Annotated in this window: 16 protein-coding genes; 7 read left to right on the forward strand and 9 right to left on the reverse strand. The window is 62.8% G+C overall.

Annotated elements, in window-relative coordinates; genetic code table 11:
- Nucleotides 1–246: 246 nt before the first annotated feature.
- Nucleotides 247–552 carry a hypothetical protein gene (locus MA07_RS12210; protein WP_036350884.1) on the forward strand — a complete coding sequence of 102 codons (306 nt, stop codon included), beginning with the start codon at nucleotides 247–249 and terminating at the stop codon, nucleotides 550–552.
- Here MA07_RS12210 and MA07_RS12215 read toward each other — a convergent pair.
- The 3 genes from MA07_RS12215 to pdxY are packed head-to-tail and all read right to left on the reverse strand — an operon-like array spanning nucleotide 543 to nucleotide 3,012.
- Nucleotides 543–1,256 carry a hypothetical protein gene (locus MA07_RS12215; protein ID WP_036350886.1) on the reverse strand — a complete coding sequence of 238 codons (714 nt, stop codon included), beginning with the start codon at nucleotides 1,254–1,256 and terminating at the stop codon, nucleotides 543–545. The genes MA07_RS12210 and MA07_RS12215 overlap by 10 nt on opposite strands.
- A complete protein-coding gene (locus tag MA07_RS12220; RefSeq protein WP_036351333.1) occupies nucleotides 1,253–2,158 on the reverse strand; it encodes a PhzF family phenazine biosynthesis protein in 906 nt (301 codons plus the stop codon). Before MA07_RS12220 ends, MA07_RS12215 begins: the two co-directional genes overlap by 4 nt.
- A gap of 5 nt (nucleotides 2,159–2,163) precedes the next feature.
- On the reverse strand, nucleotides 2,164–3,012 hold the full coding sequence (pdxY, locus tag MA07_RS12225; RefSeq protein ID WP_036350887.1) for a pyridoxal kinase PdxY: 849 nt from the start codon (nucleotides 3,010–3,012) through the stop codon (nucleotides 2,164–2,166).
- A gap of 151 nt (nucleotides 3,013–3,163) precedes the next feature.
- Here pdxY and MA07_RS12230 point away from each other — a divergent pair, with 151 nt between their 5' ends.
- The 3 genes from MA07_RS12230 to MA07_RS12235 all read left to right on the forward strand — a co-directional run bounded on the left by MA07_RS12230 (nucleotide 3,164) and on the right by MA07_RS12235 (nucleotide 4,358).
- A complete protein-coding gene (locus MA07_RS12230; protein WP_036350890.1) occupies nucleotides 3,164–3,685 on the forward strand; it encodes a DedA family protein in 522 nt (173 codons plus the stop codon).
- A gap of 64 nt (nucleotides 3,686–3,749) precedes the next feature.
- On the forward strand, nucleotides 3,750–3,905 hold the full coding sequence (locus MA07_RS30135) for a hypothetical protein (RefSeq protein WP_160195434.1): 156 nt from the start codon (nucleotides 3,750–3,752) through the stop codon (nucleotides 3,903–3,905).
- A gap of 105 nt (nucleotides 3,906–4,010) precedes the next feature.
- On the forward strand, nucleotides 4,011–4,358 hold the full coding sequence (locus MA07_RS12235; protein ID WP_036350892.1) for a hypothetical protein: 348 nt from the start codon (nucleotides 4,011–4,013) through the stop codon (nucleotides 4,356–4,358).
- Between the two features lie 21 nt (nucleotides 4,359–4,379).
- On the opposite strand, the gene MA07_RS12240 is transcribed toward MA07_RS12235, so the two are convergent.
- Together MA07_RS12240 and ilvC are read right to left on the reverse strand one after the other, a co-directional pair.
- The gene (locus MA07_RS12240) at nucleotides 4,380–6,131 is read right to left on the reverse strand and encodes a patatin-like phospholipase family protein (RefSeq protein WP_036350894.1); all 1,752 of its coding nucleotides are present in this window, start codon (nucleotides 6,129–6,131) and stop codon (nucleotides 4,380–4,382) included.
- Between the two features lie 159 nt (nucleotides 6,132–6,290).
- A complete protein-coding gene (gene ilvC / locus MA07_RS12245; protein ID WP_081928935.1) occupies nucleotides 6,291–7,343 on the reverse strand; it encodes a ketol-acid reductoisomerase in 1,053 nt (350 codons plus the stop codon).
- A gap of 246 nt (nucleotides 7,344–7,589) precedes the next feature.
- On the opposite strand from ilvC, the gene MA07_RS12250 reads away from it, so the two are divergent.
- A complete protein-coding gene (locus MA07_RS12250) occupies nucleotides 7,590–8,138 on the forward strand; it encodes a DUF924 family protein (protein WP_036350900.1) in 549 nt (182 codons plus the stop codon).
- Between the two features lie 108 nt (nucleotides 8,139–8,246).
- Here MA07_RS12250 and ilvN read toward each other — a convergent pair whose 3' ends face one another.
- From ilvN to MA07_RS12265, 3 genes are read right to left on the reverse strand one after another with little or no spacing between them, the layout of a single operon-like run.
- A complete protein-coding gene (gene ilvN / locus MA07_RS12255; protein WP_036350902.1) occupies nucleotides 8,247–8,789 on the reverse strand; it encodes an acetolactate synthase small subunit in 543 nt (180 codons plus the stop codon).
- Between the two features lie 29 nt (nucleotides 8,790–8,818).
- A complete protein-coding gene (locus tag MA07_RS12260) occupies nucleotides 8,819–9,499 on the reverse strand; it encodes a glutathione S-transferase family protein (RefSeq protein WP_036350904.1) in 681 nt (226 codons plus the stop codon).
- Nucleotides 9,500–9,516: 17 nt separating this feature from the next.
- Entirely contained in the window at nucleotides 9,517–11,289 is a 1,773-nt protein-coding gene (locus MA07_RS12265) for an acetolactate synthase 3 large subunit (RefSeq protein WP_036350906.1), read from the reverse strand.
- A 274-nt stretch (nucleotides 11,290–11,563) separates the two neighbouring features.
- Between MA07_RS12265 and MA07_RS12270 the strand changes: the two genes are divergently transcribed.
- Entirely contained in the window at nucleotides 11,564–12,394 is an 831-nt protein-coding gene (locus MA07_RS12270) for an RMD1 family protein (RefSeq protein ID WP_036351335.1), read from the forward strand.
- 70 nt (nucleotides 12,395–12,464) lie between these two features.
- The gene (locus MA07_RS12275) at nucleotides 12,465–13,910 is read left to right on the forward strand and encodes an FAD-binding oxidoreductase (protein WP_036350907.1); all 1,446 of its coding nucleotides are present in this window, start codon (nucleotides 12,465–12,467) and stop codon (nucleotides 13,908–13,910) included.
- Here the strand turns inward: MA07_RS12275 and miaA are convergent.
- Nucleotides 13,898–14,836, reverse strand: coding sequence for a tRNA (adenosine(37)-N6)-dimethylallyltransferase MiaA (gene miaA, locus MA07_RS12280; protein WP_036350909.1), 939 nt, complete (start codon nucleotides 14,834–14,836; stop codon nucleotides 13,898–13,900). The genes MA07_RS12275 and miaA overlap by 13 nt on opposite strands.
- Nucleotides 14,837–14,853: the final 17 nt, after the last annotated feature.

Below are 14,853 nucleotides of genomic sequence, written 5' to 3' on the forward strand. Positions count from 1 at the left end.
GAGCCGATGATCATCGCTGCCCAAATCCTCCATGGCCGCGGGCTTTGAGCCGCGAACAACGGGGTCGTTTGTAACGGCGCTCCTCTCGAATGGCAAGCCGTTGAAACAAACGAAAAGAGAAGGCTCGACTATTGGATGGGTTATGACTCGAAGCGCGACAGGACTGGTCTCCCGGGAAAGCGCCCTAGAACAGACGAAGCTTGGCCTTTATTCCTCGCTCGCGAGGCCCATCAAGGAGATGCTCCCATGAAGATCGTCACCCCTGCCCTGCTCCTGACCGCCACTCTGGCGCTGGCTGCCTGCAACCAGACCGCCACCGCACCCGCCAGTAGTACCGTAGCAGCCAGCAGCTCTAGTACCGGCTGCAATGGTGAAATCATCCGCTACCGCGCGGTCATGAGCAACGACCTGGCTACCGGGCATGTCAACCAATCCGTCTATAACCGGGTGGACCGGGAGATCGCTCAGGCAGAGGCGGCCTGTGCTGCCGGGCGCGACGCGGAAGCTGTGCGGATGGTCAACGCCACGAAGGCGCGGCACGGCTATCTCTGATCGAAGATCCAGCTGAAGAAGGACTGCAGGAAGAGCGGCATCCGCTCAGGGTCGATGTCTTCCGCGCCACGGATGATGCGCACATCCTGCAGTTCGGGCTCGTGCTGCCGGGCGATGTTGGCGCGGATCTTCGCCGCGCCCTCCTCGGCCGTCACCGGCAGGGTCACCATGCGCAGGAGGGCGATGGTCGGCCAGCGTTGGACGATGATCCATTCATCATCCACGTGGTAGTCGCCCTCGTGCAAGCCCGTCTCCTCAGCGAGTTCGCGGGTCAGGCTGGTGGCGAGATCGACCGTGCCGTTGGGTCTCATGTCGTTGGGATCGGGCGTCCCGGCCGCGAAGTAGACGCGGCCCGCATTCGTCGTCCCGCTCCCCATCACGCCGCAGATATAGGCGCCGTCCGACCCGCGCAGCGCCCCCATGGCGAAACCGTTGGCGATGGCAGGATCGGGATAGCCCTTGTCGATCCAGGCGACGAAGTCGGCGTAGTCGACTTCGAAATAGGTGTTGCGGCACAGGTCCTGCTCGAAGGCGACATCCTGCAGCAGCAGCACGCGCCCGTTGAACATCTGCGGCTTGCCCGCGGTGCGCCGCTTCCAGTTCTCCTCGATGAAAGCCCGGTTCTGCTTGGGCCATGCCCAGTCGTACGGGCGGCAGCACGCCTCGACCCGGGAGACGCGCCGGATCTCGATACCGCGGTTCACGCGAATATCTCGCCGCGGCTCACCATCACCGCGCCGCCGCCGATCTCGGCAGAAGCAAGCGCACCATCCTTGATCACCATCTGCAGACGAATCTCGCTTGGGCGTCCCATCTCCACACCCTGCTCGATAACGATGTTGTGCTCGCCGTCCCCTAAGGGCTCGCATTGCATGAGCGCGCCCGCGAATGCAGCGGCGGCGGAGCCGGTGGCCGGATCTTCCACGATCCCCATGCCCAGACCGAACATGCGGGCACGGAAACGCAAGCCATCCGCCTGAGGGATACGGGCATAGACATAAGGTGCCGGGTGATCGCTGTCGCCGAACGCCCTGTCGAAGGCCTCGCCCTGCGGCTTGGCTTTGGCCAAGGCTTCAAGGGACGCAACAGGCACGAGATCATACGCGACGCCTGCCGAATGGCGGCTTGGGACGTGGCGATCGAAACCGATTTCCGTAGGATCCAAGCCAAGCGCCCAGGCGCATGTCGTGGAGTCCTTGCCCTCACCCCACACGAAGGGCAGGCGCGGCAGGCGGAAGCGCGCGGTGCCGCTCGCTTGGTCCTTCACCTCGACCGCGCAGGGCACGATGCCGACGTTCTCCTTGAGCCCGAAGGCCACGGCGCCGGGCTGCCCATCCTGGTCGAGCAGCGCCAGCAGCACGGCAGTCCCCACCGTCGGATGGCCGGCGAAGGGCAGCTCGCGCGCCGGCGTGAAGATGCGGATGTCGGCCCGCTGGCGCGGCTCTGAAGCCGGCAGGACGAAGACCGTCTCGGAGAGATTGAACTCCTTCGTGATCCGCTGCATTGCGGGCGTGTCCAGCCCCTCGGCGTCAAGCACGACCGCGAGAGGATTGCCGGCGAAGCGCTCGCCCGTGAAGACATCGAGAGTGACAAAGCGGCGGGACATGCGGATCAAACCTCTTCAACGTCGAAGCGACGGGTGGGCGAGACGAATTCATCCTGCGCGGCAATGGTCAGGATCTCGCGGGAGCCTGCCTCTTCCGTGCGCTTGAGCAAGCCGTAGACAGAGGCCGAGGCTTCGGCAAGGGCCGTCGGCGCGGAGCGCGAGCGGGCGTAGTGAACGAAGAAGAGCGCCGCAATGGCATCCCCTGCCCCATTGACGGACAGGGACAGCTTCGGCGTCCGCACGCGCCAGAAGCGCCCATTCTCGCCTGCGATGAGGTCGACGCTGTCGGAAGGCGTTTCCTTCGTCTCGACGGAGGTGACGAGAATGACCTTGGGGCCCATCGCGTGAACGATCGCGACCGACTTCTTCACATCGTCGAGGGTCTGTACCGTAAGGCCGGAGAGATAATCCAGCTCGAACTGGTTCGGCGTGATGATGTCGGCCGCAGGCACCGCCTGCTCGCGCATGAATTCCGGAATGCCGGGGCGCACGAACACGCCGCGGCCCACATCGCCGATCACCGGATCGCAGCAATACAGGGCATCCGGGTTGAGGGACCGCACCCGGGCGACGGCGGACAGGATGGCGTTGCCGATATCGGCAGAGCCCATATAGCCGGAGAGAACCCCGTCGCAGCGGCCGAGAACGCCGCGCTCGGCGATACCCTCCACCAGATCCTCGATGGCGGGGCCATCGAAGACACGGCCCTTCCAGGAGCCGTAGCCGGTATGATTCGAGAACTGCACCGTATGGATGGGCCAAACCTCGACTCCGAGGCGCTGCATCGGAAAGACCGCCGAGGCGTTACCCACATGGCCGTAGGCGACATGGGATTGGATCGAAAGAACGTTCATGGCTCTTGCCCCCTTGTCTACCGGTTATCGCAACACGAGCCCTGCTTCAAATCGCACGATGTGATCCTTTTCATCACGGATGCGATTGGATCTGTCTGATCCGCCGGAAATGCTTATATGCCCCCAACGATGAAGGAGCCGGATCGGATACATGGATATCGAGTTTTGGAAGAACAGCGTTCTGGAGTTCGTGCAGACCCACCAGGCCTATGCCCCCTTCGTGCTCGGGCTGATGACCTTTGCCGAATCCCTCGCCTTCGTGTCCCTGCTCCTGCCGACCATGACGATCCTAATCGCCGTGGGCTTCATCCTGGCTGCAGCGGACATCCCCTTCTGGATGGCCTGGGCCGGGGCCGTCTGCGGCGCTTTCCTGGGCAACTGGGTCTCCTATGCCGTTGGTCAGCGCTACAAGAAAGCCGCTTATGAAATCTGGCCCCTGTCCCGTCATCCCAAACTGATCGGGCGAGGAGAAGACTTCTTCCAGCGCTTCGGCCCCTGGGCCGTATTCCTGGGGCGGTTCTTCGGTCCCATCCGGGCCGTCATTGCCCTGATCGCCGGCATCTTCCTCATGCCGGGCGTGCTGTTCCAGGCCGCCAACCTGGCCTCGGCCTCCGTCTGGGCCTTCGTGATTCTCGCGCCCGGTGCAGGGCTGGCGCAATACCTGCTGTGGTAGGGCCGCGCACCCGGGAACCTCCGGTCGGAGGGCTCATTAACCTCCATCACCAAAGGAGGCCTTCATGGGCAAAGGCAAGATGAACGGCAACAATTCCGGCGAGAGCAAGAAGCACCTCGACGATCATACCCGCGGCTCCGGTGGCACGATGAAGAACCGCAAGGACCCCGGAAAGCAGGATAACAACAAGGCTCAGAACACGAAGAGCAATCAGCAGTAACGGCTGAGAGCTATTCCGTTCGGTTCTCTTTCCTACCTGTTTCCATAGGTCACAGCAGCGCTCCGCAGTGTTATTGGCTCGGCTATAACATTGCGAAATGCTGCCGTGACCCTTTCTTCATCAGACTCCTACACGGATCTTGCATCGACACCCCGGTCCTCGGAGGTTGCAAACCCGCTCGCGGCGGGCCTGCCGGCTCTCTGGTGGCCGTGCGTCTGGGGTTTCGGGTCCCTGGTTTATTCCCTTTTCTGGATGGCGGAGAGCTGGAAGGCGGCTCAGTCTCTGATCGGCCCGACGAAGGTCAACTACTTCGCCCAGGATCTCTGGTGCCTGATTCTGGTCCTTGGGAGCAGCTATGCCGTGCACCAGTTCTGCCGGCACCGCTCCGAAAGGCTGGGCCTCGTCCTCTGCCTTCTGATGGCTGCGGCTGCCATGACATGGCACCGCCTGTAGCATCGAAGATCCAGGCGACCCTCAGGTAACCTTGAAGCCATCGAGAGCGCCTGCCTCGATGCGGTTCCGGGTGTGTTCGTAGCCGATCTCCACCACCCTCTCGAACTGCTCCCAGCCCCTCAGCGGCACATCGGCCAGCGGCGGATGAACGACGAGGGCCGCATGGGCGCGGGCCTTGAGCGTCTGGGCATCGCTGGAGATCGTCGCCGACCGGTAGAGCAGACTGACGATATCCGGCGCCTGCGCGGGCAAGCCAAGGAGGCGGCGCAGGAAAGGCGCCTTCTTCTCCTCTTCAGCCGCAGAGGTGAAGGCAACGTCCCGCGCCACGTCGATTCCGAGCACAGGGCCTCTCTGGAGGTCGGCCATGATATCCGCCGGCATGTTGTTCATCATGGCTCCGTCCACGAGCACGCCCTCGGGCTCGATGACCGGCGGCAGCAGACCGGGAATGGCGATGCTCGCCCTCAAGGCGCGCCAGAGCGGACCCTGACGGTGCACATGAGCCGTGCCGGTCGTCAGGTTCGACGAGACGCAGAAGAACGGCAGCCAGAGATCCTCGATGTTGCGGTCGCCGAAATGCTCGAACAGCCGCGCATCGACCTTGTGCCCCCTGACCAGCGACACGAGCGGGAGCGTGTAGTCGTTCAGCGGCGGGTTCTGGACGAAGGCCCTCCTCATGAGGTCCTTGGCCTCGTCCAGTCCGATCTGGATGGCGGCCGTTGCCGCCATGACCGACCCGATGCTGGTGCCGCCGACGAGGTCGATGGGAAAGCCATGTTCGCGCAGGGCCCGGATGGCTCCCAGATGGGCGAAGCCCCGGGCCCCTCCCCCGGCCAGCACCAGTCCGACCGCGCGCCCGCTCGATGTGCGGATGAGTCGCTGCAGATCGGCCGGGCTTTTTGCCCGCACTTGAAGGCGCTGGTCCACGGGAAGGCGAGCGAGCGACGGATGCGCCGACATCGGCCGGGAGGCGTCCGCCTTCTGAAGCAGCACGAGGTCATGACGGCGCCAGGACGACGCGGCGCAGGTCAGCGCCTCCGCCTCGGGGACCAATGGCTCGCCCGGGCAGGCCAGAAACATGACATGGTCGGCATGGCGGATGCAGCGCCCCGTCCAGGAGCCTGACGGCTCGGCGGCGACATAGATGACGCGCTCCCGGGTGGCTTCGAAACGGTAGAGCCAGTTCTCGTCCTCATGGGCGGGCATGGCGTCGAGCATGTCGACACTTGGTCCGTGATTGCGGCGCATTTCCTGAAGGAAGGCATGCGCAAACTCCAGAACCGCCACCCCTCGCGTGACCGGGACGATGGCAAGGGTCGCTGGGGTGAAAGTGACGGGCTGGCTTCGCGTCGTCGCCCGCAGCCGGTCGGCCAGCAGCTTCGACAGATAGAGCATGACCGAGGGCCAACGTGCGGCCAGGCGCTCGAAGGCCGTACGGGTCAGCTCGAGAAGAACGGAGTCCCGAAGAGCTGTGATCGTGGCCGAGCGGGGCGTGTTGGAGATGAGCGCCATCTCGCCGATGGTTTCGGGCGGAGTAATGCGAGCGATCCGCCGCTGCTCGCCATGGCTGCCCTGAACCGAGACGCCGAGCGCTCCCGAAACGAGCATGTATAGCGCATCCGCCGGGTCGCCTTCCTCGAAAAGCACCTCGCCGCCCCGCAGAAAGACCTGTTGGAGTTCGGACTGGAGTTCCAGACGCGCTACCGGATCCAACCCTGCCCACAGGGGCATGTCGAATTCCGGCACATCTCCTATCAAGCTCGCTGCGCTCATGAGGCCCCTGTAACTTCCGCTACGGAACCTACTACCTACAACCGGCCCGACTGACAAACTGTTACATTTGAATCTGCGCAATGGAATGTCGGACAGCGCGGATCTGCCTCACTCTCCTTTTCAAGAGGATGCGGCGCGAATCCGCGCTGTCCTTGAGGCTTAGTTCCGGCTCTTGTCGACCAGAGCCTTCTCCTTGATCCAAGGCATCATGTCGCGCAGGCGGGAGCCGACATCCTCGATCGGATGGGCGGCGTTGCGGGCGCGGGTTGCCTTGAAGGAGGTCTGGTTGACCTTGTTCTCGAGCATCCAGTCGCGGGTGAACTTGCCCGACTGGATGTCCTCCAGGACGCGCTTCATCTCGGCTTTGGTCTCGGCCGTAATGATCCGCGGACCCGTCACGTACTCGCCGTACTCGGCGGTGTTCGAGATCGAGTAGTTCATGTTGGCGATGCCGCCCTCATAGATGAGGTCGACGATGAGCTTCACCTCGTGGAGGCACTCGAAATAGGCCATCTCGGGGGCGTAGCCCGCCTCGGTCAGGGTCTCGAAACCGGCCTTGATCAGCTCGACGAGGCCGCCGCAGAGCACCACCTGCTCGCCGAAGAGATCGGTTTCGCACTCCTCCTTGAAGGAGGTCTCGATGATGCCGGCGCGGCCGCCGCCATTGGCGGAGGCGTAGGAGAGCGCGATGTCATGGGCGTTGCCCGTGGCGTCCTGGTGGATCGCGATGAGCGTGGGCACGCCGCCGCCGCGCTGGTACTCGGAGCGCACCGTGTGGCCGGGGCCCTTGGGAGCGACCATGAGCACGTCGAGGTCCTTGCGGGGCTCGATCAGGTTGAAGTGGACGTTGAGGCCGTGGGCGAAGAGAAGCGCTGCGCCCTGCTTCATGTTGTCCTGCAGGTCGTTGCGGTAGATGTCGGCCTGCAGCTCGTCGGGGGTCAGCATCATGACCACGTCGGCCCACTTGGCGGCCTCGGCCACTTCCATGACCTTGATGCCGGCCTTCTCGGCCTTGGCCGCAGAGGGGGAGCCCTTGCGGAGCGCCACCACGATGTCCTTCACGCCGGAATCGCGCAGGTTCAGCGTATGGGCATGGCCCTGGCTGCCATAGCCGACGATGGCGACCTTCTTGCCCTTGATCAGGTTGATATCTGCGTCGCGATCGTAATAGACACGCATGGCCTTCCAAGTCCCTTGTCTCAAAGGGGGCATTCCCCCAGGTTTGTTGACGCTGCACCGCCCGGGTGGGCTAGGCGCAACATTGAATTATCAGGCGCCGCTTTTAGCGAATAAAACTGCGCTGACAAGTTGTTGTTTGTAGCAAAACTGCGGCCCTTCCCTGCATCCCTTGCAGGGCGAGCCCGCTCCACCTCAAACGATCCGAGCCCGGAGAGTTCAAAGTGCTCCCCAATGCTCTAGATTGGAATTTCATCTCTCGACCGAGAAGGACGAAGCCGCATGCAGCGCCTTGCCACTCCCGATGAAGTCATCCAGTTCTGGCGCGAAGCCGGTCCGGAGAAGTGGTTTTCGAAGGACGAAGCCTTCGACCAAACCTGCCGGGACCGCTTCATGCCCACCTATGAGGCCGCCGCGAGAGGCGATCTCAACGAGTGGGAGCTCACCCCGGATGGGGCGCTCGCCGTCATTCTCCTTCTCGACCAGTTCCCCCGGAACATGTTCCGGGGACAGCGCGAGACCTACAAGACCGACCCGGTCGCCCTGATGGCCGCCGACCGCGCCATCGAGCGTGGGTTCGACCACAAGGTGGAACCGCTCTTCCGCCGGTTCTTCTACCTGCCCTTCATGCACTCCGAATCCCTGGCGGACCAGGAGCGCTCGGTGGCCCTGAACGAAGCCCTCGGCGAAGAGGACTCCGTCAAGTACGCCCACCATCACCACGACATCGTCGCCCGCTTCGGCCGCTTCCCCCACCGCAACGCCATCCTGGGGCGTGAGACGACACCCGAGGAGGAGGCATTCCTGAAGGAGAGCGACTTCAGGGGCTAGAGCATCGGACCCAAAAGTGGGCACCACTTTCGGGATCCATCCGATGCTCATCTTCTGAGCTGGCGCATCGTTCGGAGCGGAAAAACCGGTTTACACGATGCGCTAGCATCACATCCCTTCCGCGCCGCGCGCCATCGCCGCGACGCCCGTGCGGGAAACCTCCACGAGCCCCACAGCCGTCATCAGCTTGATGAAGCGCTCGACCTCGTCGGTCGTGCCGGTCAGCTCGTACACGAAGGAGGTCAGCGTGGCATCAAGCGTGCGGGCGCCGAAGGCCGATGCGAGGCGCATGGCCTCTACGCGATGATCGCCCTTGCCGACGACCTTGACGAGGCAGAGCTCGCGCTCGACCGCCTCACCCGTCAGGGTGAGGTCGACCACGCGGTGCACCGGCACGAGGCGCTCGAGCTGGCTCTTGATCTGCTGGATGATGCTGTCGGTGCCCGTCGTCACGATGGTGATGCGCGAGATATGCGCCTCATGCTCCGTTTCCGTGACGGTCAGGCTCTCGATGTTATAGCCGCGGCCCGAGAACAGGCCCGCAATGCGGGCGAGAACGCCCGGCTCGTTGTCGACGATGATGGCGAGCGTGCGCCGGTGTGAAGGCTCGACGCGGGTCGCATCGGGATAGTGGGTTTTCATCTGGAGCATGGTCTGGTTTCCCGATTGTCCTTCAAGCCTCAAGCGGCCTTGCGGTAATTTTCGATCGCATCCTCGTCGACCTCATCCACGTCGACGATCCACGTCTCCTTCAAGGCGGCAGAGCGCCACTCCTGAAAGGCAGGCAGCGCCAGGATCGTGTCCACGTAGGTACGTGTGGTAGCATCGAGAGCGATGGAGTAGGTGTCGAGCCGCGTCGCAAGCGGGGCATACATGGCATCCGCCGCCGAGAACGCGCCGAAGAGGAACGGACCGCCCGCACCGAAGCGTTCACGCGCCTCGCGCACGATCGCGCTGAAGCGGACAACGTCGCGAGCCACCGACTCGCCTCGATCCCTCGAGGCATATTTCTTACCGAGGTTCATGGGGCATGCGGAGCGCAGACCCATGAAACCGGCGTGCATCTCGGCAGCCACGGAGCGCGCCATCGCGCGGGCGCTGCGATCCTCGGGCCATATGGGAGCACCATAGGCATCGCCGACATATTCCATGATGCTGATGCTCTCCCACACGGTCACATCGCGGTCGATCAGGATCGGCACCTTGCCGGCCGGCGAGTGCTTGAGCACCTTTTCCTTGGTGTCCGGGAGATCGAGCGGAATGATGATCTCGTCAAAAGCAACGCCCAGCTGCTTCATCAGCAGCCAGGGACGCAGCGACCAGGACGAGTAGCACTTGTTGGCGATGATGAGAGTCGGCATGGCTCACACTTTCCGGATCAAACCAGCATCTTGCCCTTCTCGTCGATCACGGAGCCGATGTCTGCTCCCGTCTCTCCGAGATAGTCATTGAGCAGCATCTCATTGTGCGCCTTGCCGGATGGGATCATCGGGAAGCAGTTCTCGGTCTTGTCGACGATGCAGTCGAAGATCACCGGGCGGTTCACGTTGATCATCTCCAGGATCTTCGCATCGAGATCGGCGGGATTGTCGCAGCGGATGCCGACGCCGCCATAGGCTTCAGCGAGCTTCACGAAATCGGGCAGTGATTCCGAATAGCTCTGCGAGTACCGCCCGCCATGCAGCAGTTCCTGCCATTGGCGCACCATGCCCATGTATTCGTTGTTGAGGATGAACACCTTGATCGGCAGGTTGTACTGCAGGGCAGTCGACATTTCCTGCAGCATCATCTGGATCGAGGCTTCGCCCGCGATGTCGATCACCAGCGCATCGGGATGTGCGAGCTGCGCGCCGACGGCGGCCGGCAACCCGTAGCCCATGGTGCCGTGGCCGCCCGACGTCATCCAGCGGTTCGGCTCCTCGAACCTGAAGTACTGGGCCGCCCACATCTGGTGCTGGCCCACTTCCGTCGTGACATAGGTCTCGCGGTCTTTGGTGAGTTCGTAGAGACGCTGGATCGCATGCTGCGGCTTGATGGTCTCGGTCGAGTTCCGGAACCCGAGGCAGTTGCGGGCGCGCCAGCCTTCGATCTTGCCCCACCAATCCTTCAGCGCCACCTTGTCGGACTGGTGCGCACCCTGCCGCCACAGGCGCACCATGTCCTCCAGCACATGCGCGCAGTCGCCGACGATCGGGATGTCCACCTTCACGGTCTTGTTGATGGAGGACGGATCGATGTCCACATGGATGCGCTTGGAGAAGGGCGAGAACGCATCGAGACGTCCCGTGATGCGGTCGTCGAACCGCGCCCCGATATTGATCATCACGTCGCATTCATGCATCGCCAGATTGGCCTCGTAGGTGCCGTGCATGCCGAGCATGCCGAGCCACTGCGTGTCGGAGGCCGGATAGGCGCCGAGGCCCATCAGGGTCGAGGTGATGGGAAAGCCCGTGAGCCTCACGAGTTCGCGCAGCAGCGTCGCGGCATGTGGCCCGGAATTGACCACGCCGCCGCCCGTATAGAAGACCGGGCGCTTGGCATTGGCCATCAGCTCGATGGCTGCACGGATGTGCTCCATGTCGCCCTTCACGGTGGGGCGGTAGGTCTTGTGCTGGTTGCTCAGGGGCCGCACGTAGGAACCGGTCTTGAATTGGATGTCCTTCGGCAGGTCGACCACAACCGGGCCCGGGCGGCCGTTCTGTGCCACATAGAAGGCCTCGTGCAGAACCCGCGGCAGATCCTCGATGGATTTGACCAGATAATTGTGCTTCGTGCAGTGGCGCGTGATGCCAACCGTGTCGCATTCCTGGAAGGCATCGGAGCCGATGAGATGGGTCGGCACCTGACCGGTGATGCAGACCAGCGGGATCGAATCCATCATCGCATCGGCGAGACCCGTGATGGCATTCGTCGCGCCGGGGCCGGAGGTCACGAGCACCACCCCGGGCTTGCCGGAGGAGCGGGCATAGCCTTCAGCTGCATGAACCGCGCCCTGCTCATGGCGGACGAGAACGTGCTGCACCTTCTCCTGGTGGAAGAGCGCATCGTAAATAGGAAGCACCGCGCCGCCCGGATAGCCGAAGATATGCTCGACTCCCTGATCCTGCAGGGCTCGGATCACCATTTCGGCTCCGGTCATCGTCTCGCTCATGGGTCTCGCTCCGTCGGTCTCGTCTGCTGTGTCTCAAGAAATCTGGGCAATAAAAAAGGCCCCTGAGGGGCCTGTGCGCCATCGCCGGACCTGCGGGTCAATCCCGCTCCGTCGATGGCGCTCGTACTACGAGAATAAGCTTGCGCATTGGGGCAGCTCTCGGTTCAAAAGTTGCGCAGACGCTAAACGATCCCTTTCATTTGGTCAAGCGGGGGCAACTTGGCGTAAAGCGGCTTAGCTTTTCAGTTAAAGCCCCTATTTTAGTCGTATGACCATGACCGACACGACCTCCTCTACCAAGGCGCCGACGCAGAACCTGCGCCTCACCGCCCGCGCCCTCCTCCTGGGGGATCGCCTCGACGTCGCAGGGCTTGAGCGCAGCGACGTTCTGTCCACCACACCCCTTGCCTTCAAAGCCGGGCAGGAGGGGTTTGTGGCCCTCTTCCGTTATGGCGTGGCGGTTCTGGTCGGCCTCACGCCTCTGGAGGAGGACGAGGTCATCCGCAGCCTGCGCCAGCGGATCTCCGGCGAGTTCGCCCGCCATGAGGAGGAAACCGCCATTATCGAGATCTCCCCCGACCGGGACGACCAGATCCCTCCAGGCGGCCCGATCTACATCAAGCAGATGTCCACCGAGCGCCTGCTCGTCATCGCGGATGCCCTGTCGAAGAGCGCCACCCTGGCCCGGGACGAGCGCGAGGCCACCGCCGCCTTCGAACTGGTCGAGCCCTCCGTTCAGCACCTCGCCGAACAGGGGCGTCGCCCACGCGACCGCCGCAGGATTCTCAAGCAGGTCGGCCATGCCCTCCTCGTCCGCCAGCGCATGTCCGGAGGCGTGGCCGTCGAGGAGAAGCCCGATGTCCTGTGGGACCGCCCGGACCTGGAGCGTCTCTATGCCCGTCTCGAGGACGAATACGAGTTGAAGGAACGTGCAGCCGCGCTCCATCGCAAGCTTGAGGTTCTCGGCGATACTGCGCAGGCCCTGACGGACATCATCGACACCGAACGGTCCCTTCGCCTCGAGCTGATCATCGTCCTCCTGATCGTGTTCGAGATCTTCATCACGTTCTATCAGATGGCCGTAGGCTACCTGACGGGGCATTGAGTGGGGCCTTCAACTCAAGTTGAGGGGCAAGTGCCTTTTCAAAGACCTCTGAACTGTATTACATTGCCTGATGACCCGGATATCCAGACGCTCGCTCCTGATTTCTGGCGGAGCCACAGCCTTAAACCTCAGCTTCCCAAAGGTCTCTTCGGCCAACTTGCGCACCGTTCTCAACGACGCCAGCCAACTCAACCCAACCCCTGTCGCCAAGCACTGGGTTGCCAAGACCCAAGAGGCCGCTTTCATCGAGCAGTTACGTTCCGAACTCAAAGAGGCCGCAGCCGCACGACGGCCCATCGCCCTTGGTGCCGCCCGCCACTCGATGGGAGGGCAGAGCCTAATACGTAACGGCACGGTCATAACGCTAGCCCCCGCTCCGGCTACCCCAGACAAACACAAGGGTACATACAGGGCGAGTGCCGGAACGCGCTGGAGCAACGTGATCGCCTCCCTCGACCCAATTGGATTCTCGCCTGCCGTAATGCAGTCCAATACCGATTTCGGGGTCGCCAGCACCTTCTCCGTAAACGCGCATGGGTGGCCCGTACCTTACGGCCCTATGGGAACGACGGTTCGGTCGCTGCGCATAATGCTCGGAGACGGGACAATCCTGACGTGTTCACAGGAAGAAAACAAAGAGCTATTCGCCCATGCAATGGGAGGATACGGCCTCTTCGGGGTCATTCTGGACCTCGAAGTCGACATGGTTCCCAACCGGCTCCTCAAACCCTCATTTGACATTGTCCCGAGCACCGATCTCGCCCAGCGTTTCATGGCGGCAATTCAAGGTAGCGAGAAGGCAGTGATGGCTTACGGCCGTGTATCGGTTGCACGATCCCGCTTTCTGGAAGAAGCTCTCATCATCGCCTTTCATGAGCAGCCTGAGCCTAGGCAGGGCCTGCCAGAAGCAGGAACCGGAGGGATCATGGCCGATCTGGCGCGGGCCATCTATCGAGCCCAGGTGGGATGGGAGACCGGAAAGCACGCTCGCTGGTTCGCCGAGACGGTTGCTGCGCCGGCCATCTCCAAAGGAATGTTTACGCGCAATTCGTTGCTGAACGAGCCAGTCTCAAACCTCGCAGGGAAATCCAAGCGACATACTGACATCCTTCACGAGTATTTCCTTCCGCCCGAGCGCCTAAACGATTTTATCCAGGCCTGTCAGGAGGTAATTCCACGCTCAAAGCAGGAACTCCTGAACATTACCTTCCGCTATGTTGGGGAGGATCGAATGAGCGTCCTAGCCTATGCCCCAACCCATAGGATTGCCGCCGTGATGTCCTTCTCTCAGGAATTATCCTTGGGAGTGGAGGCTGACATGATCCAACTGACGGAAGAACTGATCGACCGAGTTCTGGCTGTTGGAGGAAGCTTCTATCTACCCTATCGGCTGCATGCGCGGCGTGATCAGGTCGAGAAGGCCTATCCCCGATTGCAGAGCTTCGTAGCGAAGAAGCGTCACTATGACCCTGGCATTCTGTTCCGCAACCTGATGTGGGATGCCTATTGTGCCTGATGAAGAGCCCTCCCCAGCGCTGTCAGCACTTTCTCAAATCCCCCTTCGGGCGCGATCCAGTGCCAGTCCGCCAGTTGGTGGCGGAACCAGGTGAACTGCCGCTTGGCATAGCGCCTCGTATCCCCCTGCCCTTTGGCAATGGCCTCACGGAGGGAGATTTCACCGCGCAGATGCGCCAGGAGACCGGGCACGCCGTGAGCACGCATGGCCGGGAGCATGGGATCGAGGTTCCGCAGACCTAAGGCCTCTACCTCGTCGAGCGCGCCCTGCTCCATCATGGCCTCGAAACGCCGGTCGATGCGTCGGCGTAATTCATCACGATCCGGGGCGAGGAAGAGCTTGACGACAGGGCGATCCGCCAGAGGCCCCGGCTCGCGGGCGCCGTGGAAGGACACGAGCGGTCGACCGGTTGCCGCAAAGATTTCGAGAGCCCGCTGCACGCGCAGCCGGTCGGAGGGGCGCACGATCCGGGCTGTGTCGGGATCACGCTCGAAGAGCAGGCGATGAAGCTCGGGCGTCTCAAGCCCCTCACTCTCCCGGCGCACCTGCTCACGGACCTCCTCCGGCACGGGCGGCATGTCGGAGAGTCCCTCCGTCAGGGCCTTGAAGTAGAGGCCCGTGCCGCCCACGAAGATCGGCAGCTTCGTGCCTTCGATTTCACGCAGCACCTTCACCGCATCGGCCACATAGCGCCCCACGGAGAAATTCATGGCGGCATCCACATGGCCATAGAGACGGTGGGGCGCCTCGGCCTCGTCCTCCTGCGTGGGACGGGCGGTGATCACGCGCAGATCCCGGTAGACCTGCATGGAATCGGCATTGATCACCACGCCGTCGAGAGCCTGCGCCAGCCTGATGCCCAGTGCGGACTTGCCTGAAGCGGTCGGCCCTGCGATGAGAACCGCGCCGATCCGAACGTCACTCACAGCCAAGTCTCCCCAAT

Source organism: Microvirga sp. BSC39, assembly GCF_000739015.1.
GTDB lineage: Bacteria > Pseudomonadota > Alphaproteobacteria > Rhizobiales > Beijerinckiaceae > Microvirga.